The organism is Microbacterium sp. ISL-59 (assembly GCF_018613945.1).
In the GTDB taxonomy this organism is placed as follows: Bacteria; Actinomycetota; Actinomycetes; order Actinomycetales; family Microbacteriaceae; genus Microbacterium; species Microbacterium oxydans_B.
This window is the reverse complement of record NZ_JAGGPG010000001.1, coordinates 737,209-762,411: the sequence shown is the minus strand read 5'-3', so window position 1 is coordinate 762,411 and position 25,203 is coordinate 737,209. Positions and strand designations below refer to the sequence as shown.

Below are 25,203 nucleotides of genomic sequence, written 5' to 3'. Positions count from 1 at the left end.
GGATCAGTTCGTCTCGGCTCCGGGGGCGCGGGGTCGGCCGCGCATGATTCGCGGCAACGCTGCCCACAGTGCGACGACCAGCACGAGCGCCGAGATCAACGCCACAAGCCCGGCCGTGCGATTCACGGTGAAATCGACGATCAGCGTCGTCACCCCGATCGTCAGAGCACCGATCACCATCAGATCGATCCTCACGATCCGCGAGGCGATCCGCACGAGCTCGGGCTTACGGCGGTGGCCGAACAGAGCACGGTGCATCCCCACCGGAGCCAGCGCCAGGATCGTCGCGATGGCGGACAGGGCGACGAGCACGACGTAGAGGTCGCGCTGGAATTCGTCCATCTCGGTGAATCTCGGCTGGAAGGCGACGGCGAGGAGGAATCCCGTGAGGATCTGGGTCCCCGTCTGCATCACGCGGAGTTCCTGCAGAAGTTCTTCCCAGTTGCGATCCGCGCGCTCGTTCGCAGTCTCGTCACGTCCGTCCCTGCGGTCATCGAGTTCGTGTTCGCCGCGCGGAGGGTCCGATGTCATGATCACAGTGTCGTGCCGACGCTCGCACGATGTCCAGGCTCTTGCACCGACGGATCGAAAGAAGGCACCATGACGCTCCCGCCGATCAGCGACTGGTGGTCCGAACTCTCAGGGGACGCACGCCGCTCTGTGCTCGACGGCGACTCTCCGCACCTCGACGCGGACGTTCGGGAGGAGATCCGCGTCATCACCGGAGCGGTCGTGGGAATGGTGGAGAGCCTGACCGATGACGACCTCGACTACGCCCGCGCACACGCGGAGGAGTCGGCCGACTGATGCGGGCGGCAGCCGTGGTGATTCACCCCAGGGCGTCGGGATCCGGAGTGGGCTGCTCCTCGCGAAGCCGCGGCTCGGTGCGTCGCTCCGGTCGTGCCCCGGCCTTGTCGGCGTAGAACGCGCGGATCCGATCCATGTCCGCGGCCACGTCTCCGGTCAGGTCGATGGTGGGGCCGAGACCCGTCGTCATCGTGGTGCGATCGACGAAGCCGAGCGTGACCGGCATCCCCGTCTCCCGCGCGATGCGGTAGAAGCCCGATTTCCAGTACTCGTTGCCGCCACGAGTGCCGTCGGGGGTGACGACGAGGCCGAAGACCGTCCCCGCGTGCACCTGCCCGACGACATCGTTCACCACGCGCGCGGGGTCCGCACGATCCACGGGGATCCCTCCGAGTCCGCGCATGAGAGGACCTCGCCAGCCGCGGAAGAGGCTCTTCTTCCCGAGCCAGTGCACATCGATGCTGAGGCGCCAGGCGATCGCGAGCATCAGGACGAAGTCCCAGTTGCTGGTGTGGGGGGCGCCGACGAGCACGGTCGGGCGCGTGGGTGCTGCCTCGCTCGTGAGCGTCCATCGGCTGAACGCCCAGAACATGCGGGCGAGGAGTCGTTTGACCATGGATCAACCGTAGGGGAGAACGGCTGTCGAGCCACTCTCCGCACCCCGCGCGCGGGTTCGGAGCCACCGCCTCGGAGCAGGCGTACGATCGAGGGATGAAGAAGACGCCGGAGGACACCGTGCAGCAGGAAGCGCCCATCGGGCTGCAGCCGCTCCCGGGAGCCCTGGACCTGCTCGAGGGCGATGCCGCCGGCTATTGCAGCAACGGCGTCTGCCACTTCCCCGCCCCGAAGGCCGAGTAAGAAGCAGACGCCGTCGCGTGCGAGCGCTGGGGTCAGTGACCGCCGTGGAAGCCCTCGCCGGCGTCGTCGGCCGGCTTGCGCACGAACGGGCTGAGCGCCACCGCGGCGAGCGAGATGATCGCGGCGATCAGGAACGCCATGCGCGCACCCGGTGCTCCGGCCGCCGCTCGTGACAGGCCTTCGCCCTCGCCCGCATGCAGGATCGCCGAGTAGGTGACCGTGAGCAGAGCGACACCGGCCGCGCCACCGACCTGCTGCAGCGTGTTCAGCACAGCGGAACCGTGCGAGTACAACGACCTCTGCAGCGAACCGAGCGAGGCGGAGAACAGGGGCGTGAACGACATCGCGAGCCCGACGGACATGGCCGCCTGCACGATGATGAGCACCCACCACACGGTGTGCTCGCCGACCGTCGAGTAGAAGAACAGCGCCGCCGACACGAGCATCGTGCCCGGGATCAGCAGCGGCCGCGTGCCGCGTGCGTCGTACACGCGACCCATGATCGGACCCAGCAGGCCCATCAGCACCGAGCCGGGGAGCAGGATCAGGCCGGACTCGAGCGCGTTCAGACCCGCGACGTTCTGCAGGTACTGCGGCAGCAGGGTCAGTGTTCCGAACATCGACAGCGCCAGGATCGTCATGATGATCACCGAGAACGTGAAGTTGCTCGAGCGGAAGACGCGCAGGTCGAGCAGTGCGTCGTCGACACGCTGCAGGATGAGCTGACGCCACACGAACAGCGCCAGCGACACGGCGCCGACGACCAGGGCGATGATGCCCGTGGTCTCGCCCGATCCGCCTTCGCCGCCGAACTGGCTGAGGCCGAACACGATCCCGCCGAAGCCGAGCGCCGCCAGCGGGATGGAGAGCACGTCGAGCGGGACGAGGCGGGTCTCCCCGAGGTTCGTCATCCACTTCACGCCCATGAAGAGCGCGATGAGCGCGATCGGAAGGATGATCGCGAAGAGCGCGCGCCAGTTCAGCGTCTCGAGGACGGCGCCGGCGACGGTGGGTCCGATCGCCGGGGCGAGCGAGATGACCAGGCCGACGCGGCCCATCATGCGGCCGCGGGACTGCGGCGGAACGACGTTCATGATCGTCGTCATCAGCAGCGGCATCATGATGCCGGTACCGGCGGCCTGGATGACGCGCCCGACGAGCAGGATCGAGAAGCCGGGAGCGACCAGCGCAACGAGCGTGCCGAGCGAGAACGCGATCATCGCGGCGATGAAGACCTGGCGGGTGGTGAACCGCTGCAGGATGAACCCGGTGGTCGGGATCACGATGGCCATCGTCAGCATGAAGGCGCTGGTGAGCCACTGGCCGAGCTCGGGCGGGATGCCGAGATCGGCGTTCAGATGCGGGATCGCGATCCCCATCGTGGTCTCGTTGAGGATGGCGACGAACGCGGCGACGAGCAGCAGCCAGATGACGCGCATGTCCTTGCGCGAGATCTCACCCGCTGCCGGTGCGGGGGTCGTCGAGATGGAGCCGGTATCGACGGCAGACATGGGCGGCCTCCTGGGCGAAGAAGAAATGGAGATATCGCGAGAGTTCGCAAGAGTCCTTCAGCGTAACGGCGGTCGCCGACATTTCATTCCGAACTCACAGAAATCCGCTGTCGGCAGATCCGGGCGGCCTCGATGTCGTGGGGGCTGAGTACGCTGGCGCCATGAGCATGGGCGGTGGACGAGGTGGAGGAGCGAGCTTCCGCGGGGTCGATGAGGATACGCAGCGGAAGCTGAATGCCGAGGCGCCGCGGATCAGCGGCCTCGGTTCACGGGTTGTCTCCCTGTTCCGTGCCTACCGCGCGCGCATCTTCCTCACGGGAGTGCTCGTGGTCGTCGGCGCGGCGATCGCGGTCATCCCACCCCTGATCGTGCAGCGCATCTTCGATGACGCGCTGTTCCCGGTCGCCGGCGGCGGGCCGCATCTCGAGCTGCTGGCCTGGCTCGTCGCCGCGATGGTGGTGCTCTTCCTGCTCTCCGCCGTCCTCGGCGTCGCGCAGACGTGGCTCACCTCCACTGTCGGCAACAGCGTCACCGGCGACTTGCGGGTGAAACTCTTCGAGCACCTCCAGGCCATGGAACTCGGGTTCTTCACGCGGACGAAGACCGGGGTGATCCAGTCGCGACTGCAAAACGACGTGGGCGGCGTCTCCGGAGTGCTGACCAACACCGTCACGAGCATCCTGGGTAACGTCGTGACCGTCATCGCCTCGCTCGTCGCGATGATCCTGATCGACTGGCGCCTCACCCTCATCGCCGTGATCATGATGCCGTTCCTCATCTTCGTCCAGCGCAAGGTGGGCCAGGTTCGGGCGCGGATCGCGGGGGAGACGCAGGAGTCCCTGTCGGAGTTGACCTCGATCACGCAGGAGACGCTGAGCGTCTCGGGCATGCTGCTCTCGAAGTCGTTCAACCGTCAGCGCACGGAGTCGGAGCGCTATCAGGCCGAGAACCGCAACCAGGTCGTTCTTCAGGTGCGCAGGGCCATGAGCGGTCAGGGCTTCTTCGCGGTCGTGCAGGTGCTCATGGCCAGCGTGCCTGCGGTCATCTACCTCGTCTCGGGCTACCTCATCGCCGGAGGCACCGGGGCGATCACGGCGGGAACCGTCGTCGCGTTCACCACGGTGCAGGCGCGGCTCCTCATGCCGCTGATGGGCCTGATGCGGGTCTCGCTCGATCTGCAGACGTCTTCGGCGCTGTTCGCCCGCATCTTCGAGTACCTCGACCTGGTGCCCGAGATCCAGGACGCTCCGGATGCGATCACCGTCGACGAGGCACCGGGTCCCAAGGGGCGGCTCGAGTTCGCCGATGTGCTCTTCCGCTACCCGGACGCCTCGGCCGATGCCCGGCCGACGCTGGACGGCGTCTCGTTCGTCGCCGAACCCGGGCAGCACGTGGCGTTCGTCGGTCCATCGGGTGCGGGCAAGACGACGATCCTGTACCTCGCGCCGCGGCTGTACGAAGCCAAGGGCGGCTCGGTGCTCTTCGCGGGCGCCGATGTGCGCACGCTCACGCAGGAGTCGATCATCGACCACGTGGGCATCGTGTCGCAGGAGACCTACCTGTTCCACGCGACGATCCGCGAGAACCTCCGCTATGCCAAGCCGGATGCGACAGAGCAGGAGCTGATCGCCGCGTGCACCGCGGCCAACATCCACCACATCATCGCCGGGTTCGAGCAGGGGTACGACACCGTGGTGGGTGAGCGCGGGTACCGGCTCTCGGGCGGGGAGAAGCAGCGCATCGCGATCGCGCGCGTGCTGCTGAAGGATCCTCCGGTGCTGCTCCTCGACGAAGCGACGTCGGCCCTCGACACCGTGTCGGAGCGCGTGGTGCAGGAGGCACTGGACGAGGCGGCGAAGGGGCGCACGACGCTGTCCATCGCGCACCGCCTGTCCACTGTGATGGGTGCCGACGTGATCCACGTGCTCGAGGCAGGGCGCATCGTCGAGTCGGGAACCCACTCCGAGTTGCTCGCGCGGGGCGGGTTGTATGCGGAACTCGCCGCTCAGCAGGTCGCGGCGTCGCGCGTGCTCGACACCGAGGCCGCGGTCGAAGAGGCCGTGACCGGGGGAGTCGGGGCCGCGCTCACCGACCGCCGTGCGGATCGTGCGCCCGCGGACTCCGCCGGTGCCGATGCCGTCGCGGCCATCACCGCTGCGGTGCCGCTGCTCGCCGAGCCGCGCCCCGATGAACGGGTCTACCCGCCCGAACCCTGAACCGCTCCGGGTGTCAGTGCACGGACAGTCCGCCGTCGACGAACAGGGAGTGGCCGGTGACATAGCCCGAACCGGCTCCGGCGAGGAAGACGGCCGCGCCGGCGAAGTCGCTCGGGAGCCCGTTGCGGCCGATCATCGTGCGGGCGGCCAGCTCGGCGATCTTCGCCGGGTCCTGCTGCAGCCGGGCGTTCAACGGTGTCAGCACGAACCCGGGTACCAGTGTGTTGCTGGTCACTCCGGTCCCTCCCCATGCTTCGGCCTCGGAGCGCATCAGCGACTCCACCGCCCCCTTCGAGGCGCCGTAGACGCCACTGCCGACGAAGGCTCGATGCGCCTGCTGGGAGCTGATGTGGATGAGTCTGCCGTAGCCGCGCTCCGCCATGCCCTGCGCATAGCGCTGACCGAGCAGGAAGGGCGCGAGGGCGTTGACGGTCATCGTCGCGTCCCAGTCGTCTTCGGTGATCTCCCCGAACGGCGGACGGATGTTGATGCCCGCGGAGTTGACCAGGATGTCGGGCTCCCCGAACGGCTCGGCCGCGGCCTCCGCGACGGCATGGATGCCCGACCGCGTGCTGAGGTCGCCGACGACTCCGGCCGCGCGGCAGCCGTGCGCGCGGAGTTCCTCGACGGTCTCCTCGATGCGGGCCTCGCCGCGAGCGACCACGACCGTCGCGGCACCGGACCGGGCGAGTGCCGTGGCGATGCCGCGGCCGATTCCGGAGCTGCCGCCGGTGATGACCGCAGTGCGGCCCTCGAGCGAGAAGAGGGAGGCGAGGTAATCGTTCATGCGGTCATCCGTGTCGTTCGTTCAGTGGTGCGGCGTCACCACGCGAGTGCGGCGGTGATGGTGGGATCGGGGGAGGCATCGGCGAACTCGGGGAGTGCCCGCAGCTCTGCGATGAAGGTGTCGACCTCGGCGGCGTATGCCGGGTCGGGGTGGCTGTGCGCGATGTCGAGGAGGGACGGCATGTCCATGGCGAGGATCAGGTCGAGCCGGGCGACGACCGAGCGTCGGGCACCCGCCTCGTGCAGCACACGGATACCGCCACGCAACGCCGCGAGGTAGTCCCTCAGCACGGGCAGCTGTGCCTTGCCCTGCGTGATCGAGGTGCCGTCGGCCCGGAGTCGCCACTGCACGACGACGTCGGGGATCACATCGAACGCCCGCGCCCGGGTGTACATGAGCTGAGCGACCACCTGGTCCTCGTAAGCGACCCCCTCGGGGAAGCGGAGGTCGTGCCAGAACTCGGTGCGGCTCAGCTTGGACCACGCGACGATGTTCGACACCGCCTGCGGGTGAGCCACGAGCGTGGTGCCGAGACGTTCCGGCGAGGTCGCCGCCATCACCCAGGGCTGCACGCGCCCGGCGACATACGCTGCTCCCTGCGAGCGTGAGCGCACGTAGGCGCCCGCCACGAAGTCGCTCCCGGTCGCTTCGAGTGTGCCCGCCATCCGGGCGAGCGCCTGGGGACGGAGCTCGTCGTCGCCGTCGAGGAACCCCAGGTAAGGCGTGTCGACGAGGTCGAGGCCGATGTTGCGCGCGGCGCCCAGGCCGCGGGATGCGGCATGGCGAATGGTCGTGAACCGGTCGTCGGCGGCGGCCGCCGCGTCGAAGATCGCACCGGTGTCGTCGGTCGAACCGTCGTCGATGAGGATCGCGCGCCATCGAGACTCGGTCTGTGCGCGCAGTGAGTCGAGTGCGGCGGGGGCGAAGGCGGCGATGTCGCGTCCGGGGACGATCACGGTCACGATCGGGGCGGCGGCGGTCACCAGCCGAGTCTATGGCTGTGCATCAGCCTCGCGCCGCGCGCACGGACTCCGCGACGAGCGCAGACAGCCGCTCGGGTGCGTCCTCGGCCAGCCCCTCCCGACCGAAGGTGAACCGGACGGATGTCTGGGCCACCTCGGGCGGAACACCGCACGCGAGGAGCACATGCGAAGGCTCGTCGCTGCCGGCCGCGCACGCCGAGCCACTGGAGGAGATGACTCCGCGACGCTCCAGCTCCAGCAACACGGACTCCCCGCTGGTGCCGGGGAACGTGAAGCTCGCTGTCCCGGGCAGACGGCGCACGGCGTCGCCGGTGAGCGCGGCTTCCGGAACGCTGTTCAGCACGAGGGAGATGAACCGCGCGGTGGCCGAACCCACCCGCGCCGTCACGGTCGCCCGTTCCTGCTCCGCGAGCTCCAGCGCGGTCGCGAGCGCAACAGCCCCGGCGACGTTCTCGGTGCCCGAGCGCCGCCCGCGTTCCTGACCGCCACCGTGCAGCAGCGGCTCGATGGGCACACGTCCGCGCACGGCGAGTGCGCCGATCCCCTTGGGGGCGCCGAGCTTGTGCCCGGCGATCGATACTGCATCGGCACCGAGCTCGTGCAGGGGAAGCCATCCGGCCGACTGCACGGCGTCGAGGTGGAGGGGCACGCGGACGGCGCGGGTGACGGCCGACAGCGCCGCTGCATCCTGAACGGTGCCGATCTCGTTGTTCGCGTGTCCCACCGAGACCAGCGCGGTGTCGGGGCGGATCGCCGCGGCGACGGCATCCGCAGAGATCCGTCCGCCGGCATCCACCGGCAGCAGGGTCACGTCGACGGAGTGGAAGCGTTTCAGGTACTCGGCCGACTCCAGGATCGATTCGTGCTCGATGGGGGAGATCACCAGGTGTCGTCGCCCGGCCTCGAGGCCTGCGAGCACGATGCCCTTGACCGCGAGGTTGTTCGCCTCTGTGCCGCCTGCGGTGAACACGACATCACCGGCACGCATCCCCAGGACACGTGCGACCCGGGCGCGGGCGTCGTCGAGGGCGCTCGCCGCAGCCTCTCCCGCGGTGTGGTGGCTGGACGGGTTGCCGAACACGCCCGTCAGGTACGGGCGCATCGCCTCCAGCACCTCCGGTCGCACCGGAGAGGTCGCGGCATGGTCGAGGTAGAGCACGATGCTCAGTCGATCCGCAGGTCCAGGCCGAGGTCGAGAGCGCGCGCGGAATGCGTGAGCGCCCCCACCGAGATCACGTCGACGCCGGTGCGTGCGATGTCGCCGACGGTGTCGAGGTTCACGCCTCCGGATGCCTCGACCGTGGCCCGATCGCCGATCAGGGCGACGCCTTCGCGCAGGTCGTCGAGCGAGAAGTTGTCGAGCAGCACGGTGTGGGCGCCACCATCGAGGACGGCCGGGATCTGGTCGAGACGGTCGACCTCGACGACGACGTGAGTGGTGTGCGGCAGACGGGACAGTGCGTCGCGCAGCGCCGAGGCGAGGTCGAGGCCGGAACGGGTGAGCACGGCGAGATGGTTGTCCTTGGCCATCACGGCATCGGACAGCGAATACCGGTGGTTGCGGCCGCCGCCGGATTCGACGGCGTGCCGCTCGAACGCACGAAGGCCCGGGGTCGTCTTGCGCGTGTCGGCGATGCGCGCGTGGGTGCCGTCGACAGCCGCGACGTATGCCGCGGTGAGAGTCGCGATGCCGCTCATCCGCTGGGTGAAGTTCAAGGCGACGCGTTCCGCGGTGAGGATGCCGCGCGCCGAGCCGGAAACCGAGGCGAGCACGTCACCCGCGGTGAACTCGTCGCCGTCGCCGACGTGGAGGTCGACGGCCAGGGTGGGGTCGGTGAGGGCGAACGCGGCAGTGAAGACCTCACCGCCGCTGAACACCCCCGCCTCGCGCGCGACGAGGTCGGCGGTGGCTGTCGCCTCAGCGGGAAGCAGCGTCGTGCTGGTGAGGTCGCCCCACGGCGCGTCTTCTTCGAGGGCTGCGCCGACGACGCGGGTCAGGGTGGAGCGGGTGAGCATCAGACGGTCTCCAGGATCGATGAGCGGGGGCGGGTCGGCGCGGCGTCGGCGGAGGCTGCGGCGTCGACTCGGTGGTGGGCGCCGACCGAGACGGTGCGGTCCAGAGCGGCTGCGGCAGTGGCCTCAGCGAGGAGCAGAAGGTTGGCATCCCCGTGCTCGGTGGTCGTGGTCGGTGCTGCCAGGGTCGCGGCCCACGTGCGCACGGTGCCCAGCGCGTGTGCGAGGCCGTCGTGGGTGCGCAGCAACCCGACCTCGTCCCACATCAGCTGCTGCAGTGCGGCACGGCTGAAGGGGGGTGCGTCGGATCCGCGGTCCTCCATCGGGTGCGAGACACCAGCAGGGGGCGCGGGCACCCGACGCCAGGGCATCGCGAGGGCAGCAGCGGCCCTCGCGCCGAAGACGGCGCCCTCGAGCAGCGAGTTGGACGCCAGACGGTTCGCCCCATGCACGCCGGTGCGGGCGACCTCGCCGACGGCGAAGAGTCCCGGGAGTGTCGTGCGGCCGTCGAGGTCGGTCACGACCCCACCCATCAGGTAGTGCGCCGCCGGGGTCACCGGAATCGGCTCGCGCGACCAGTCGAATCCCCGCTCCCTCGTCACTCGATCGATGGTCGGGAAGCGCGTGGCCAGGGTCTCGGCCCCGAGCATCGTGGCGTCCAGGCGCACCGGTCGCCCCTGTGCGGCCGCCTGCCGCGCGATGGCCCGGGACACGACATCGCGAGGCGCGAGCTCGCCGTCCGGATGGCTGTCGAACGTGAAGCGTCGACCGGTGTCGTCGATCAGGGTCGCACCCTCACCGCGCACTGCCTCCGAGATGAGGAATGCCGGGCCCGACGCCAGGATCGTCGGGTGGAACTGCACGAACTCCAGGTCGGAGACGGCCGCTCCTGCGCGCAGGGCCACGGCGATGCCATCCCCGGTGGCGCCGGTCGGGTTGGTCGTGTGGGCGTAGAGACGGCCCGCGCCACCCGTCGCGAGGATCACCGCGTCGGCGTAGAGCTCGGTGGTGTCCCCGTCACGCAGCACACGGATGCCGCGCACGGTGCCGTCGGCCACGACGAGCTCGGTGAGCAGAGCCTGCTCGACCGCGGTGATCGGTGCGCGCCGCACGGCAGCGATCAGCGCCGCGGAGATCGCTGCGCCCGTGGCATCCCCGCCGGCGTGCACGATACGCGCATGCCGGTGGGCCGCCTCGCGTCCGAGCTGCAGCGCCCCCTCGGCCGTCCGATCGAACCGGACGCCGCGGGCGATCAGCTCTGCGATCCGTTCGGCGCCCTCGGTCACCAGCACGCTGACCGCCGCGGGGTCCGAGAGACCGGCGCCGGCGTCGATCGTGTCGTCGGCGTGCCGTTGCGCCGAGTCGTCGGGCCCGTAGACGCCCGCGACGCCGCCCTGAGCGAGGCCGGTGGACCCGTCGCCGAGCGATCCCTTGGTGACGAGCGTCACCGCGTGTCCGGCCTCGTGCGCATGGAGCGCCGCTGTGAGACCGGCGATGCCCGAACCGACGACCAGGATGTTCATCGGGCGCCCGCAGTCACCGGGGGCCTCGCGGCGAGCATCCGCTCCAGCGCCACTCGGGCGGGATCGGCGACGTCGCCGGTGACCGTGATCCGGTTCGGCGTGCGACCGGCGACGAGCTCCTCCAGCACCCAGGCCAGGTAGCCCGGGTGGATGCGGTACATCGTCGAACAGGGGCAGACGACCGGATCCAGGCAGAAGATCTCGTGCTGCGGATACTGCGCCGCGAGTCGGCGCACGAGGTTGATCTCGGTCCCGATGGCGAACGTCGTGGGTTCGGTCGCCGAGTCGATCGCTCGGCGGATGTACTCGGTCGAGCCGGCCTCGTCCGCCGCGTCGACGACCTCCATCGGGCACTCCGGGTGCACGATCACCCGCACGCCGGGGTGGTCGGCGCGGGCCTGGTCGATCTGCCCGACGGTGAAGCGGCGGTGCACGGAGCAGAAGCCGTGCCACAGGATCACCCGGGAGTCGACGAGCTCGGCGGCCGAGGAGCCCCCGAGCGCTCGCCGCGGGTTCCACATCGGCATCTGCTCGAGCGGCACGCCCATCGCCTTGGCGGTGTTGCGCCCCAGGTGCTGGTCGGGGAAGAAGAGCACCCGCCGGCCGCGCTCGAAGGCCCACTCGAGCACGGTCTGGGCATTGGACGAGGTGCAGACGATCCCGCCGTGCCGGCCGACGAAGCCCTTGATCGCCGCCGAGGAGTTCATGTAGGTCACGGGGATCACGGGCACGCGGCCGTCGGCGTCGGGGGTGTCGAGATCGCCGAGCACGTCCGCCAGCTGCTCCCAGCACTCCTCGACCTGGTCGATGTCGGCCATGTCGGCCATCGAGCATCCGGCAGCGAGGTTCGGCAGGATCACGGCCTGCTCGGGCTGCGAGAGCAGATCGGCCGTCTCGGCCATGAAGTGCACTCCGCAGAAGACGATGGCCTCGGCGTCGGCTCTGCCCTTGGCCGCCGTGGCGAGCTGGAAGGAGTCGCCGACGTAGTCCGCGTGCCGCACGACCTCTTCCCGCTGGTAGAAGTGGCCGAGGATCACGACGCGGTCGCCGAGAGTGGCCTTCGCCGCGCGGATGCGTGCGTCGAGTTCGTCTTCGGACGCCTCCCGATACGCGACCGGGAGCTCGCCCTGACGAGGGGATCCTGTGGGGATCACGTCTCCCATCGATGACCCGGGCCCGTATCCGGGGCGGGAATCGAAGTCCCACGGCCCGGCGGCCAGGTCTGTGGCGCAGGTCGGGTCGGTGGACGCGCCGGCGACGATCGCCTGGATCGCGTGGTCCACCGAGGCGTCCAGCGGCGGGACGGTGGGAGCGGGGACGAAGGTGATGCTCATCGGGTGCTCGTTTCTTCGGGACCGAGGGGGCCGCGGTCGGCCAACTCGACATCGGTGTTGTCGCGGTACAGACGTGCAGGACGGTGGCTTCCCGTGCGGAAGCGATCGGTGGGGAGCAGATTCCCCGCCGACTCCACCTGGCGGCGGAAGTTGGCGGGATCGAGGTTCTTGCCGAGGATCGACTCATACGCCTCGCGCAGCTCCGCCAGCGTGAACTCGGCCGGCAGGAAGCCCTGGGCGACCCGGCTGTAACCGACCTTGTTGCGTAGGCGCCAGAGGGCGTATTCGACGATCTTGGTGTGGTCGAAGGCCAGCGGGGGCAACTGATCGACGTCGAACCAGCGCACGTTCTCGGGCGCATGACCGGATGCCCGGTGGGCCGAGATCTGCGCGGTCACGTCATCCTGTCGCAGCAGTGCCCAGTACACGATCGAGACGACCCGGGTGGGGGAGCGGTCGACGGCACCGAAGGCGTACAGCTGCTCCAGGTAGCTGGGGGCGAGACCGGTCGTCTCGGCGAGGGTGCGGGCCGCGGCGTCGACGGGCGACTCGGTGGCGGTGAGCCAGCCTCCGGGGAGGGCCCACTGTTCGGCGAAGGGTTCGCGGGTGCGCAGGACGAGGGGCAGCGCGAGGACGGCGCGTGCGTCGTCGGTACGCCGCAGCGTCAGGATGACCGTCGAGACGGCGACCCGGATCTCCCCGCTTTGAGTCATTGACACCTTAACCTCCGCTCTCGATCTTAGTGTCATCGAGACCCTTAGTGTGCGCATGTGACGCTTTCTCGCGTCGAGGCCGAAACGTTATCTGGCACGCTTCGGGAGGGTTGTCTACCCGCATCGGGGTTTGTTAGGTTACTGTCCTAACAAACCCCCTCCCGGGAGAGGCCGACCAGGCAACTCCTCGGGTCCCACGAACCCCACAGTCGGGGTTCCCGCTCCATCCGGAGCGATCCCTCCTGCAGTGCAGCACCGAGAGGAAACAAGAGAAATGATCCGAAACGGAAAGCGCAGAATCGCGCTCACCGCGATCGCCGGAGCATCCGTCCTCGCCATGGGCCTCACCGCCTGCGGCACCGGCGGCAGCGGCGACGACAATGCCGACAGCGACCGCGCCCTTCGCGTCTGGGCCGGCAGTCAGACGCCGATCGCCGCGAACTACAACCCGTTCGCGCCCACCGTGCTCCACGGTGCGCTCGGCCCCATCTATGAGCCGCTGTTCTTCTACAACAAGACGGCTGACACCGAGCCCGTCGGCCTGATCGGCGACACCTTCGAGTACAACGAGGACGGCACGGTGATCACGATCGCCATCAAGCCCGACCTCAAGTGGAGCGACGGCGAGCCCCTCACCGCGAAGGACGTCGCGTTCTCGTTCAAGTACGAGGCCAACAACCCCGAGGGCAACGGCCTGGTCTCCGCCGAGGCCACCGACGACACCACCGTCGTGCTGACGTACTCGTCCGCGCAGTACACGACCGAGTTCCAGCGTCTCGGCTCGACGTACATCCTCCCCGAGCACATCTGGGCCGACGTCACCGACTTCGCGAACTTCGCCAACGAGGAGCCCGTCGGCTCCGGCGCATACGTCGTCGAGAAGACGACCAGCGAGTCGTACACCCTCGTCGCGAACGAGAACTTCCGCGACGCCGACAAGCTCGGCGTCAAGAAGGTCCAGTACATCGCGGTCGACAACAACCAGACCGCGCAGGACCTGCTCGCCGCCGGCGAGCTCGACTGGACCGGCATGTTCATCCCGAACCCCGACGATGTGACGGGCAACGGGAAGATCGACTGGATCAACACCCCTCAGGACCCGACCGTCCTGTACACCTGCTCGAACGCAGAGCTCGGCTGCACTGGACCGCAGACCGACGTGGCCGTGCGTCAGGCGCTCAACGCAGCGATCGACCGCGCCACCATCAAGGACAAGGCGTTCGTCGGGCTCACCGGTGACATCTCTCCGACATACGCCCTGCTACCCCGCGACGAGAAGTGGGTCGCTGATCCCGCCAACGAGGTCAGCCCGCAGGAGGCGAACGTCGCAGAGGCGGACGCGATCCTCGAGGCCGCCGGCTACACGAAGGACGGCGACTTCTACGCGAAGGGCGGCGTGCCGCTCGAGCTGACGCTGACCTCGGTCGACGGCTGGACGGACTACAACGATGCCGCCAAGCTGATCGCCGAGCAGGCGGCCGCAGCCGGCATCAAGATCAACGTCTCCACCGTGCAGTGGCAGGAGTTCTCCGACTCCCGTCAGGGTGGAGAGTTCCAGCTCATCGTCGGCGGCATGATCGGCACGTCGGTGGCAGACCCGTTCCAGATCTACCGTGACTGGTTCGGCGGCACCGCGGTGCAGTCGACGAGCCCCGTCGGCACCGAGGTCCCGGCCGGTCGCTGGAACTTCAGCCGGTACAACAACCCGAAGGTCGACGCTGCCGTGCAGGCCGCGATCAGCACCGATGACGAGGCCGAGAAGAAGGAGCTGTACGGCACGATCCAGACCGAGATCGTCCGCGACCTGCCCTACATCCCGCTGGTGATCAACGCGACCCAGACCTTCTACAACACGAAGGACTTCACGGGTTGGCCGACGGAGGAGGACCTCTACGCCTTCCCGCCGTCCTGGGGCGCGATCGCGGCAGGCTACGTCCTGACGCAGCTGCAGCCGGCCAAGTAATCAAGAGGAGACGGGAAGCAGGAAGTCAGGAAAGAGTGACATGAAGTTCTATGCACGAAGAATCGGGTTCTACGCGTTCACGCTGTGGGCCGCGATCTCTCTCAACTTCCTGCTTCCCCGTCTCATGCCGGGGAACCCCGCCGACATCATGATCGCCAAGATGCAGCGGGCCGGCGGCGAGATCTCGGAGACGACGATCCGCAACATCAAGCTCCTGCTCGGTGGCGACGACTCCTCGCTCTGGGACCAGTACCTCGCGTACTGGGGGCGTATGTTCCGCGGTGACCTCGGGATCTCGGTGACGAAGTATCCGACACCGGTGACCGAACTGATCGCCGGAGCGCTGCCGTGGACACTCGTCCTGGTCGGCACCGCGACCGTCATCTCGTTCGTCCTCGGTGTCGCGCTGGGTGCCTGGGCCGGATGGAAGCGGGGCACCTGGGTCGACCACGTCATCCCGGCGACCACCGTGCTGCAGTCCATCCCGTACTTCTGGCTGGCGCTGATCCTGGTGTCGGTGTTCGCGGTCGGACTCGGCTGGTTCCCGATCTTCGGGGGCTACGACGTGTTCGACTTCCCCGACGGGCCGGAGCCCACCTGGGCGTTCTTCACCGACGCGCTCGCGCATTCGCTCCTCCCAGCAATCACGATCGTGATCAGTTCCGTGGGCGGCTGGCTGTTCGGCATGCGCAACATGATGGTCGCCACCCTCGCCGAGGACTACGTCCTCACCGCCGAGGCCAAGGGCCTCCGGCACCGCCGCATCATGACGACGTACGCCGCGAGGAACGCGGCCATCCCGTCGATCGCCGGATTCTCGATCACGCTCGGCTTCGTCGTCTCCGGCTCCATCGTCATGGAGCAGGTGTTCACGTATCCGGGCATCGGCAAGCTGATGTTCCAGGCCGTCACGAACAACGACTATGCACTCATGCAGGGCCTGTTCCTGGTGATCACCATCACGGTGCTCGCCGCCAACTTCTTCATGGACCTCGTCTATGGCTTCATCGACCCGAGGGCGCGCCAGAATGTCTGATCCGCAGAACACCGCCGGTCTCCTGACCGTCGAAGACGCGCCCATGACGGCGCCGGCCAGCACCGTCTCACTCGCGACGCAGAGCCGAGGCCGCAAGCGGCGCATCCTGCCGAGCACATCGCCGAAGTTCATCGTCGGCTCGCTCCTCGTGCTCGCGATCGTGCTGTTCGCGATCATCGCGCCGTTCTTCACGCAGAATCCGCGCAGCACGGCGAACCCTGCACTCCAGCCGCCGTCGGCCGAGCACTGGTTGGGCACCACGAAGCTCGGCAACGACATGTTCGCCCAGCTCGCGATCGGTGCGCAGGGATCGCTCATGGTCGGGTTGATCGCCAGCGTGATCGCGATCGTGCTGTCGCTCGTCTTCGGTGTCCTCGCCGGATACCTGGGCGGCTGGCGCGAAGACGGACTCGCCCTCATCACCAACGTGATGATCGTCATCCCCGCCTTGCCGCTGGTCATGGTGATCGCCTCCTTCGTGCCCCAGCGCACCTGGCAGCTGGTCGCGATCTTCCTCGGCATCACCTCCTGGGCCGGCGCCGCCTACGTCCTGCGCCTCCAGACCCGTTCCCTCCGCACACGCGACTACGTCTACGCCTCGAAGGTGGCCGGCGAGCGGTCGCTCCGCGTGATCCTCGTCGAGATCATGCCGAACCTCCTGCCGCTGCTGACCGCGCAGTTCCTCTTCGCTCTGATCTTCGCGATCCTCGGCGAGGCCGGGCTGTCGTACCTGGGGCTCGGACCGACGGACTCGATCACCTGGGGAACCATCCTCAATGACGCCCAGTCCGGTCAGGCACTCGGCCGCGGAGCGTGGTGGTGGTTCGTGCCGCCGGGCATCATGATCGCCATCCTCGGCGCCGGCCTCGCGCTGATCAACTTCGCGATCGACGAGGTCATCAACCCGAAACTGCGCAACGCGCCCGATGCCGCGCGCCGTGTGCGCAAGGCCGCGAAGACCAAGGGGGTCACCGCATGAGCGAGCCGGTGCTGACGGCGCGGAATGTGTCGATCGAGTACGAGGTCGACCCGCCGGTGAAGGCTGTGCGCGACGTGTCCCTGACACTGAACCGGGGAGAGATCCTGGGCCTCGCGGGGGAGTCCGGCTGCGGCAAGACGACCCTGGCCTATGGGATGAACCGCCTCCTCAAGGCGCCTGCCCTGATGACGGCGGGGGAGATCGTCTTCCATGACCGCGACGGTCATGACATCGACATCGTCGGCCTCGACGGCGAGGGCCTCCGGGCGTTCCGGTGGGACAAGATCTCGATGGTCTTCCAGGGTGCGATGAACTCGCTCAACCCGGTGATCTCGGTCAAGGCGCAGATCTTCGACATCTTCGACACGCATCGCCCCGGTATGGGCAAGAAGGCGAAGACCGCGCGGGCAGAAGAACTGCTCACCCTGGTCGGCGTCGACCCGAACCGCCTGACGAGCTTTCCGCACGAGCTCTCGGGCGGCATGCGGCAGCGGATGATGATCGCGATGGCGCTCGCCCTCGATCCGCAGGTGATGATCATGGACGAGCCGACGACCGCGCTCGACGTGGTGGTGCAGCGCGGGATCATCCGCGAGATCATGCGGTTGCGCGAGAAGCTCGGGTTCGCGGTGATCTTCATCACCCACGACCTGCCCATGCTGATCGAGATCAGCGACCGGATCGCGATCATGCTGCAGGGACAGATCGTCGAAGAGGGCACGGCGGAGGAGATCTACCGGACCCCGCAGCACGAGTACACGAAACGGCTGCTGTCGAGCTTCCCGTCGCTCAAGGGCGAACGGGGCGACTTCGTCCGCACCGGTGTCAGCCAGGAGGGCGTCCGATGAGCGCGAACACGACCGCCACGACCACGCCGCAGCCGGCGCGGTTGGAGGCGCGGAACCTGGTGAAGGACTTCCCCCTGCGCTCCGGTTTCAAGACGAACATCCTGCACGCGGTGAAAGACGTGTCCTTCACGATCGAGGCGGGTAAGACGGTCGCGCTGGTCGGCGAATCGGGGTCGGGGAAGTCGACGATCGCGCGGATGCTCATGAAGCTGGAGACCCCCACCAGCGGGGAGATCCTGTTGGACGGGAAACCGTCCGGAACCCGCGGCCGGGCGCTGGAACGCTACCGCGCCGATGTGCAGATGGTGTTCCAGGATCCGTTCGCTTCGCTCAACCCTTTCCACACGATCGTGCATCACCTCGAGCGCCCGATCCGCCTGCACCATCCGGAGCTTTCTCGTGGCGAGGTGCGGGAGCGGGCCGTGGAGCTGCTGGAGCGCGTCCGGCTCACGCCGGGGGACAGCTACGCCGATCGCCGCCCGCACGAGCTGTCCGGCGGGCAGCGTCAGCGCGTCGCGATCGCGCGGGCACTGGCTCCCGGAGCGCGGTTCATCGTCGCGGACGAACCGGTGTCGATGTTGGACGTGTCGATCCGTCTCGGGGTGCTGAACCTGCTCGCGGACCTGCAACGCGAGGAGAACCTCGGCGTCCTCTACATCACCCACGACCTGGCGACCGCGAGGCACTTCTCGGACGAGATCATGGTGCTGTACAAGGGAGATGTCGTGGAACGCGGGCCTGCGGACGAGGTCATCCTCAACCCGCAGCACGAATACACCAAGACGCTTCTGGGCGCCGCACCCGAGCCCGACAACCTCGGCCGCCTCCGCGACGAGGTGCGCGCCGAGCTCGGCATCGCGCACTGACGCCCTGCCACCCCGCTTTCGAATCGCGCGAATGGTCCTCTCGGAGCCCCGAGTGGGACCATTCGCGCGATTCGAACGCGCGTCCCGGGAACCCGGCGCCAGAGATCGGACGGGCTAGACTGAACCCACAATTGAAGACAGGCCGAATGAACCACGCGGGAGAGCCCCGGCGAACGCAGCCGGGCACCGAAGGAGCAAGCCTCCCCGCCAATCTCTCAGGTACGCGTACCGCGCGGTTCCGGCCACTCTGAAAAGCGATCCCGCGAAACTGCGGATCCGCCGACGGTGAAAACCCCGCCTCCGTGCACGGGTGAAGCTCTCAGGCCTATGACAGAGGGGGAGTTCCGAGGAGCGGCGATGCCGCCGTTCCGCCCGCCACAGCCCGGGAGAACTCCATGTCCGACCCCCGCTACACCCCGCTGCGTGAACGCCATGAGGCGCTCGGCGCGTCGTTCACCGACTTCGGCGGCTGGCAGATGCCGGTGCGCTACACCTCCGACCTCGCCGAGCACCACGCCGTGCGGAACGCCGCCGGCATCTTCGACATCTCGCACATGGCGGAGTTCCTCGTCACCGGTGAGAAGGCAGCGGAGTTCCTCGATTTCGCACTCGCCGGCCGCATCTCCGCGATGCCGGTGGGCAAGGCGAAGTACTCGCTGATGCTGGCGGCGAACGGCGGCATCGTCGACGATGTCATCGCGTACCGGTTGGCGGACGACCGCTACCTCGTGATCGCGAACGCCGGCAACCGCGGCTTCGTCGACTCCGCGTTCGCGAAGCGCGTCCGCGACTTCCCCTCGCTCATCGAGCGCGAGCTGCCACCGCTGACGCCGGGGGAGGACCGCAGCTTCGCCGGCTTCCTCGGCGACCGCGGCGTCGATGTGGAAGATGTGTCGGACTCTTACGCGCTGCTCGCCGTGCAGGGGCCCGCTGCGGAGGCGATCCTCGAGGCGACCCTCGGCCTCACCGAGTTGAGCACGCCGTGGGCCGATCAGAAGTACTACGCGTGGGCCGACGCGCGCTTCCTCGGTGAGCCGCTGCTCATCGCCCGCACGGGATACACGGGCGAAGACGGCTTCGAACTGCTCGTCTCGGCGGCTGACGCGCCCGCCCTGTGGGACGCGCTGGTCTCGGCCGGCGAACCGCACGGTCTCGTGCCCGCCGGTCTCGCGGCGCGCGACACCCTTCGCCTCGAGGCGGGCATGCCGCTGTACGGACACGAGCTGAGCCTCGACACACTGCCCGTCCAGGCCGGCCTCGGACGCGTCGTCGTGACTGCCAAGGACCAGTTCGTCGGCAAGGAAGCGCTCGTCGCCGTCGAGCAGGCCGGCGCATCCGACGCCCCCGTGCTGGTCGGCCTCGTCGCCGAGGGCAAGCGCGCCGGGCGCGCCGGCTACGCCGTCGTCGACGGCGAAGGGGAGAAGCTCGGTGAGATCACCAGCGGAGCCCTCAGCCCGACTCTCGGCCATCCGATCGCGATGGCCTACGTGCACCCTTCTTCCGCTGAGGAGGGAACCGCAGTATTCCTTGATGTGCGGGGGACCAGGATCCCCGCGACCGTGACCGCCCTGCCTTTCTATCGGAGGACCAAATGACCGACCTCGCCGCTCTCAGCTATACCGAAGAACACGAGTGGATCGCCGCTGACGGCGACACCGTGACGATCGGCATCACCGACTACGCCGCCGAGAAGCTGGGCGACGTCGTGTTCGTCGAGCTCCCCGCCGTCGGCACCGAGGTCACCGCCGGCTCCGTCGTGGGAGAGATCGAATCCACGAAGTCGGTCGGCGAGCTCTACGCGCCGGTCACCGGCACGGTCGTCGAGATCAACGACGCGGCCGTCGACGACCCGTCGCTCGTCAACTCCGCACCGTTCGAGGGCGGCTGGCTGCTCAAGGTCACCGTCGCCGCCGGTGCGCTCGACGGTCTGCTCGACCGCGACGCCTACGTCGCGCTGACGGAGGGCTGATTCACCAGTGGTCACTTTCGCCGATCGTCACATCGGACCCACGGATGCTGCGCAGCGCACGATGCTCGCCGCCCTCGGTCTCGACACCGCCGGAGCGGACGACGCGCTGAGCCCGGTCGAGGCGCTGATGCGTCAGGCCGTGCCGGCGTCGATCTACACCGGTCCGTCTTCCGAAGCCGAGGGGGGAACGCCGTCTCGCATCCCCGCGGCAGCGAGTGAGACCGAGGCGCTCGCAGAGTTGCGGACCCTCGCGTCCCGCAACACCGTGAACCGCCCGATGATCGGCCTCGGCTATTACGGGACCATCACGCCGCAGGTGATCCAGCGCAACGTGCTGGAGAATCCGTCCTGGTACACGGCGTACACGCCCTACCAGCCGGAGATCTCGCAGGGTCGTCTCGAGGCGCTCATCAACTTCCAGACCATGGTCTCCGACCTCACGGGGCTCACCACGGCCAACGCCTCGATGCTGGACGAGTCCACGGCCGTCGTCGAGGGGATGCTGCTGGCGCGGCGCGCCTCGAAGTCGTCGTCGAACGTGTTCGCCGTCGACGCCGACGCACTGCCGCAGACCAGGGCGATGCTCGCGACCCGCGCGGAAGCCCTCGGGATCGAGATCGCGTCCGTCGACTTCGCTGCGGGGGAGGAGCTTCCCGGTGATCTCTTCGGTGTCTTCGTCCAGTACCCGGGCGCATCGGGTCGGGTCTGGGATCCGTCCGCCGTGTTCGACGCCGCGCACCTCGCGGGTGGACTGGCCGTCGCAGCGGCGGATCTGCTCGCGCTCACACTGATCGCGTCGCCCGGGTCGCTCGGCGCGGATGTGGCCGTCGGCACGACGCAGCGCTTCGGAGTGCCGATGGGCTTCGGGGGGCCGCACGCCGGCTACATGGCCGTCCGCTCGGGCCTGGAGCGTCAGTTGCCGGGCCGTCTCGTCGGGGTGTCGGTGGATGCCGACGGCAAGCCCGCGTACCGTCTCTCTCTGCAGACGCGCGAGCAGCACATCCGCCGTGAGAAGGCGACGTCGAACATCTGCACCGCCCAGGTGCTGCTGGCCGTGATGGCGGCGATGTACGCGGTCTATCACGGCCCGGATGGGCTCCGTGCGATCGCCTCAGAAGCAGCCACGAAGGCGGCCCTGCTCGGGACCTGGCTCACCGAGGCGGGCGCCGAGGTCGTGCACGACGCGTTCTTCGACACGGTCACGGTGCGGGTGCCGGGGCGTGCGGCCGAGCACGCCGCGCAGGCGCGCGACGGATACGGCATCCTGCTCCGCGTGGCCGATGCCGACACGATCGGCATCTCGGTCGATGAGACCACCACGGTGACCGAGCTGCATCAGGTGGCGATGGTCTTCGGCGGCGCGCAGGAGCGTGCATTCGGCTTCCTTCAGCGTGGCAGCAACTCCCTGCCGTCGGACCTGGGGCGTCAGGACGAGTACCTCACGCACCCGGTGTTCCACGCACACCGCAGCGAGACGGCCATGATGCGGTATCTGAAGAGCCTCGCCGACCGCGACTATGCGCTCGACCGCGGCATGATCCCGCTGGGCTCCTGCACGATGAAGCTCAATGCGGCCACCGAGATGGCGGCGATCACGTGGCCCGAGTTCGCGGGCATCCACCCGTTCGCTCCGACGGCCGATGTGCAGGGCTACCTCGAGCTCATCGATCAGCTCGAGGGTTGGCTCGCCGAGGTCACCGGGTACGACGCGGTGTCGCTGCAGCCGAACGCGGGCTCGCAGGGTGAACTCGCGGGGCTGCTCGCGATCCGCGGCTACCACCACGCCAACGGCGACCAGCACCGCACGATCTGCCTGATCCCGTCTTCGGCCCATGGCACCAACGCCGCATCGGCCGTCCTCGCCGGTATGAAGGTCGTGGTCGTCGCGACCGACGAGCTCGGCAACGTCGACCTCGACGATCTGCGCGCGAAGATCGCGCTGCACTCCGACGAGCTTTCGGCTCTGATGATCACCTACCCCTCCACACACGGCGTGTACGAGGAGCAGGTGGTCGACATCACCGCAGCCGTGCACGACGCCGGTGGGCAGGTCTACGTCGACGGCGCGAACCTCAACGCTCTGCTCGGCTACGCGCGCTTCGGCGACCTGGGTGGCGACGTCTCGCACCTCAACCTGCACAAGACGTTCGCGATCCCGCACGGCGGCGGCGGCCCCGGCATCGGTCCGGTGGCGGCGAAGGCCCACCTCGCGCCGTTCCTGCCCTCGCACCCGCTCGCCCAGAGCGCGGAGCACTTCGGCGGGTATACGTTCGACGGCGGAGTCATCTCGGCAGCGCCGTACGGCTCGGCCGGGATCCTGCCGATCTCGTGGGCGTATGTGCGGATGATGGGTGCCGACGGACTGCGTCGCGCCACCGCGGCAGCCGTGCTCTCCGCCAACTACATGGCGGAGCGGCTCGGTTCCCACTTCCCGGTGCTCTACACGGGCGAGAACGGGCGGGTGGCTCACGAGTGCATCCTCGATCTGCGTCCGCTCAAGGAGGCCACCGGCATCACGGTCGACGATGTCGCCAAACGCCTCATCGACTACGGCTTCCACGCGCCGACCATGTCGTTCCCGGTCGCGGGCACGCTGATGGTCGAGCCGACCGAGTCGGAGGACCTCGACGAGATCGAGCGCTTCATCGAGGCCATGGTCATGATCAAGGCCGAGGCGGAGGGGGTCGCCGCCGGTCGCTTGCCGGCCGACGACAACCCGCTCGTGCACGCGCCGCACACCGCGGTCTCGCTCATCGCGGGGGAGTGGAACCATGCGTACTCGCGGGAAGAGGCGGCGTACCCCGTGCGTGCCCTCATCGCGGGCAAGTACTGGCCGCCGGTGCGTCGCATCGACCAGGCATACGGCGACCGCAACCTGGTCTGCGCCTGCCCTCCGGTGGAGGCTTTCGCTTGAGTCTCGTGCTCATGTGAGCAGACGGTGCTGCACCCCTGTTGTGGGGTGCGGCACCGTCTCTCTTTTCCCGGTGTTTCGGCCTTGTTACGTATGGTCACCACTCAGTAACAGTTCGTTAGCTGAGCGTCTCGGGCGAAGAGGTGCGGGTTACGCTCAGGTATCCCTGCCCGCTCGATGGTGAGTGTGCAGAATCCCCGTGTCCACAGGAGGACAAAAGTGAAAAGAAACAGGACTGCCCTCGCGGGCACCGCTCTGCTCGCCGTCGGCGCTATCGCGCTCGCAGGCTGCGCATCCGGCGGCGACAACGGCAGTGGTGAAGAAGGCGGCGAAGCGTCGACCGGAATCGTCACGGTTCAGAGCAACGAGCCTCAGAACCCGCTCCTCCCCGCCGTGACCAACGAGGTCGGTGGCGGACTCGTTCTGCAGAACATCTTCGCCGGTCTCGTCTACTACGAAGCCGACGGCGCCCTCGCCAACGACCTCGCCGACTCGATCGAGTCGGACGACAACCAGACCTGGACCATCAAGATCAAGGAGGGTGAGAAGTTCAGCGACGACACCCCCGTGACCGCGGAGTCCTTCGTCGAGGCATGGCAGTACGCCGCCTCCGACCCCGCCTTCGAGAACCAGTGGTGGTTCGCCAACTTCTCCGGCTACAGCGCCGACGCCGTGAAGGAAGACTCCCTCGCTCTCGAGGTCGTCGACGACACGACGTTCACGGTCGAGCTCGCCGCTCCGCAGTCGGACTTCCCGACCACTCTGGGCTACCAGGTGTTCGCGCCGCTCCCCGAGTCGTTCTTCGACGACCCCGAGGCGTTCGGCCAGGCTCCGGTCGGCAACGGCCCGTACGTGCTCGACAAGTGGGAGCACGACTCCGTGATCTCGCTGCTTCCGAACGAGAGCTACGACGGTCCGCGCAAGGCGAAGAACGGCGGAGTCGACCTCGCCATGTACGCGACCGCCGAGGCCGCATACACCGACCTGCTCTCGGACAACCTCGACGTGCTCAACCCCGGCGTGCCGCCGACGGCTCTGGCCACGTACAAGGACGACCTGGGCGACCGTGCCGTCGACCAGCCGGCCGCGATCTGGGAAGGCCTGACCATCCCGGCCCGCCTCGCCCACTTCGGCAATGACGAAGAGGGCAACCTGCGTCGTCAGGCCATCTCCTACGCGATCGACCGCGAACAGGTCACAGACGTGATCTTCGAGGGCACCCGCACGCCGGCCGTCGACTACACCTCGCCGGTCATCGCGGGCTGGAACGACGAGATCGCCGGTTCCGAGGTCACGCACGCCGACGCCGACAAGGCGAAGGACCTGTGGGCTCAGGCCGACGCCATCTCCCCGTGGAGCGGCACGTTCACCATCGCGTACAACGCCGACGGTGGACACCAGGCGTGGGTCGACGCGGTGTCGAACCAGATCAAGAACACGCTGGGCATCGACGCCGCCGGTCAGTCCTTCCCCGACCTGGCGACGCTCCGCGAGGAGATCAAGAACCGCACGCTGAACGCGGCGACGCGTTCGGGCTGGCAGTTCGACTACCCGGGTGCGTACAACATCCTGGGCGCGCTGTTCATCACGGGTGCCGGTTCCAACGACGGCGACTACTCGAACCCCGAGTACGACGAGCTCGTGACGAAGGGCTCCACGGCGCCCTCGGTCGAAGAGGGCAACAAGCTCTTCGAGCAGGCGCAGGAGGTCCTGTTCACGGACCTTCCCGTCCTGCCGCTCTGGTACCGCTCGACCAACGCCGGTTTCTCCACGCTCGTCGACAACGTCGAGTACGGCTGGGACAGCTGGCCGATCGTGTACGAGATCACCAAGGCCGGCGAGTAACACTCCCGCTCTGATCTGAACCCGCCGTGCGGGGCGATGCG

22 protein-coding genes and 1 riboswitch are annotated in these 25,203 nt (G+C 68.3%); of the genes, 12 read left to right on the top strand and 10 right to left on the bottom strand.

Annotation, left to right across the window (positions count from 1 at the left end; all coding sequences use genetic code 11):
* Positions 1–3 precede the first annotated feature (3 nt).
* Positions 4–531, bottom strand: a complete 528-nt coding sequence (locus J7E45_RS03630; protein WP_091034555.1) for a DUF6328 family protein — start codon at positions 529–531, stop codon at positions 4–6.
* Positions 532–600: 69 nt separating this feature from the next.
* Here J7E45_RS03630 and J7E45_RS03625 point away from each other — a divergent pair, with 69 nt between their 5' ends.
* Positions 601–807: a hypothetical protein gene (locus J7E45_RS03625; protein WP_215067083.1), complete on the top strand. Its 207-nt coding sequence runs from the start codon at positions 601–603 to the stop codon at positions 805–807.
* Positions 808–829: 22 nt separating this feature from the next.
* Here the strand turns inward: J7E45_RS03625 and J7E45_RS03620 are convergent, their stop codons facing one another.
* Positions 830–1,423, bottom strand: coding sequence for a 1-acyl-sn-glycerol-3-phosphate acyltransferase (locus J7E45_RS03620; RefSeq protein WP_215067081.1), 594 nt, complete (start codon positions 1,421–1,423; stop codon positions 830–832).
* Positions 1,424–1,518: 95 nt separating this feature from the next.
* On the opposite strand from J7E45_RS03620, the gene J7E45_RS03615 reads away from it, so the two are divergent.
* Positions 1,519–1,665: a hypothetical protein gene (locus J7E45_RS03615; protein ID WP_167381615.1), complete on the top strand. Its 147-nt coding sequence runs from the start codon at positions 1,519–1,521 to the stop codon at positions 1,663–1,665.
* Positions 1,666–1,697: 32 nt separating this feature from the next.
* Here J7E45_RS03615 and J7E45_RS03610 read toward each other — a convergent pair whose 3' ends face one another.
* Positions 1,698–3,176, bottom strand: a complete 1,479-nt coding sequence (locus J7E45_RS03610) for a DHA2 family efflux MFS transporter permease subunit (protein ID WP_091034199.1) — start codon at positions 3,174–3,176, stop codon at positions 1,698–1,700.
* Positions 3,177–3,343: 167 nt separating this feature from the next.
* Between J7E45_RS03610 and J7E45_RS03605 the strand changes: the two genes are divergently transcribed.
* Complete coding sequence (locus J7E45_RS03605; RefSeq protein ID WP_215067329.1) at positions 3,344–5,392, top strand: ABC transporter ATP-binding protein; 2,049 nt, start codon at positions 3,344–3,346, stop codon at positions 5,390–5,392.
* Positions 5,393–5,405: 13 nt separating this feature from the next.
* Here J7E45_RS03605 and J7E45_RS03600 read toward each other — a convergent pair whose 3' ends face one another.
* From J7E45_RS03600 to J7E45_RS03570, 7 genes are read right to left on the bottom strand one after another with little or no spacing between them, the layout of a single operon-like run.
* A complete protein-coding gene (locus J7E45_RS03600) occupies positions 5,406–6,179 on the bottom strand; it encodes an SDR family oxidoreductase (RefSeq protein WP_215067079.1) in 774 nt (257 codons plus the stop codon).
* A 35-nt stretch (positions 6,180–6,214) separates the two neighbouring features.
* Positions 6,215–7,162 carry a glycosyltransferase family 2 protein gene (locus tag J7E45_RS03595; RefSeq protein WP_215067077.1) on the bottom strand — a complete coding sequence of 316 codons (948 nt, stop codon included), beginning with the start codon at positions 7,160–7,162 and terminating at the stop codon, positions 6,215–6,217.
* A 22-nt stretch (positions 7,163–7,184) separates the two neighbouring features.
* On the bottom strand, positions 7,185–8,321 hold the full coding sequence (locus J7E45_RS03590; protein ID WP_215067075.1) for a cysteine desulfurase family protein: 1,137 nt from the start codon (positions 8,319–8,321) through the stop codon (positions 7,185–7,187).
* Positions 8,322–8,326: 5 nt separating this feature from the next.
* Entirely contained in the window at positions 8,327–9,178 is an 852-nt protein-coding gene (gene nadC / locus J7E45_RS03585) for a carboxylating nicotinate-nucleotide diphosphorylase (RefSeq protein ID WP_215067072.1), read from the bottom strand.
* The gene (gene nadB / locus J7E45_RS03580; protein WP_215067070.1) at positions 9,178–10,698 is read right to left on the bottom strand and encodes an L-aspartate oxidase; all 1,521 of its coding nucleotides are present in this window, start codon (positions 10,696–10,698) and stop codon (positions 9,178–9,180) included. Before nadB ends, nadC begins: the two co-directional genes overlap by 1 nt.
* Complete coding sequence (gene nadA / locus J7E45_RS03575) at positions 10,695–12,032, bottom strand: quinolinate synthase NadA (protein WP_215067068.1); 1,338 nt, start codon at positions 12,030–12,032, stop codon at positions 10,695–10,697. Before nadA ends, nadB begins: the two co-directional genes overlap by 4 nt.
* Positions 12,029–12,745 carry an NUDIX domain-containing protein gene (locus J7E45_RS03570; protein WP_167633968.1) on the bottom strand — a complete coding sequence of 239 codons (717 nt, stop codon included), beginning with the start codon at positions 12,743–12,745 and terminating at the stop codon, positions 12,029–12,031. Before J7E45_RS03570 ends, nadA begins: the two co-directional genes overlap by 4 nt.
* Before the next feature lie 274 nt (positions 12,746–13,019).
* On the opposite strand from J7E45_RS03570, the gene J7E45_RS03565 reads away from it, so the two are divergent.
* The 9 genes from J7E45_RS03565 (at position 13,020) to J7E45_RS03525 (ending at position 25,162) form a co-directional block, all read left to right on the top strand.
* On the top strand, positions 13,020–14,708 hold the full coding sequence (locus tag J7E45_RS03565) for an ABC transporter substrate-binding protein (RefSeq protein ID WP_167633970.1): 1,689 nt from the start codon (positions 13,020–13,022) through the stop codon (positions 14,706–14,708).
* Between the two features lie 40 nt (positions 14,709–14,748).
* Positions 14,749–15,744, top strand: coding sequence for an ABC transporter permease (locus tag J7E45_RS03560; protein WP_029262920.1), 996 nt, complete (start codon positions 14,749–14,751; stop codon positions 15,742–15,744).
* Positions 15,737–16,723 (top strand): ABC transporter permease, encoded by a 987-nt coding sequence (locus J7E45_RS03555; protein ID WP_105709582.1) that lies wholly within the window; start codon positions 15,737–15,739, stop codon positions 16,721–16,723. Before J7E45_RS03560 ends, J7E45_RS03555 begins: the two co-directional genes overlap by 8 nt.
* Complete coding sequence (locus J7E45_RS03550) at positions 16,720–17,571, top strand: ABC transporter ATP-binding protein (protein ID WP_029262918.1); 852 nt, start codon at positions 16,720–16,722, stop codon at positions 17,569–17,571. Before J7E45_RS03555 ends, J7E45_RS03550 begins: the two co-directional genes overlap by 4 nt.
* Positions 17,568–18,437, top strand: coding sequence for an ABC transporter ATP-binding protein (locus J7E45_RS03545; protein ID WP_091034169.1), 870 nt, complete (start codon positions 17,568–17,570; stop codon positions 18,435–18,437). Before J7E45_RS03550 ends, J7E45_RS03545 begins: the two co-directional genes overlap by 4 nt.
* Positions 18,438–18,583: 146 nt before the next feature.
* A riboswitch (glycine riboswitch) is annotated at positions 18,584–18,678 on the top strand.
* Positions 18,679–18,832: 154 nt separating this feature from the next.
* Positions 18,833–20,032 (top strand): glycine cleavage system aminomethyltransferase GcvT, encoded by a 1,200-nt coding sequence (locus tag J7E45_RS03540; protein ID WP_091034166.1) that lies wholly within the window; start codon positions 18,833–18,835, stop codon positions 20,030–20,032.
* Positions 20,029–20,406, top strand: a complete 378-nt coding sequence (gene gcvH, locus J7E45_RS03535; RefSeq protein WP_215067066.1) for a glycine cleavage system protein GcvH — start codon at positions 20,029–20,031, stop codon at positions 20,404–20,406. The genes J7E45_RS03540 and gcvH overlap by 4 nt, the downstream gene beginning before the upstream one ends.
* 61 nt (positions 20,407–20,467) lie before the next feature.
* Positions 20,468–23,320, top strand: coding sequence for an aminomethyl-transferring glycine dehydrogenase (gene gcvP, locus J7E45_RS03530; RefSeq protein ID WP_251053456.1), 2,853 nt, complete (start codon positions 20,468–20,470; stop codon positions 23,318–23,320).
* 216 nt (positions 23,321–23,536) lie between these two features.
* Positions 23,537–25,162: an ABC transporter substrate-binding protein gene (locus J7E45_RS03525; protein ID WP_244176005.1), complete on the top strand. Its 1,626-nt coding sequence runs from the start codon at positions 23,537–23,539 to the stop codon at positions 25,160–25,162.
* Positions 25,163–25,203 lie beyond the last annotated feature (41 nt).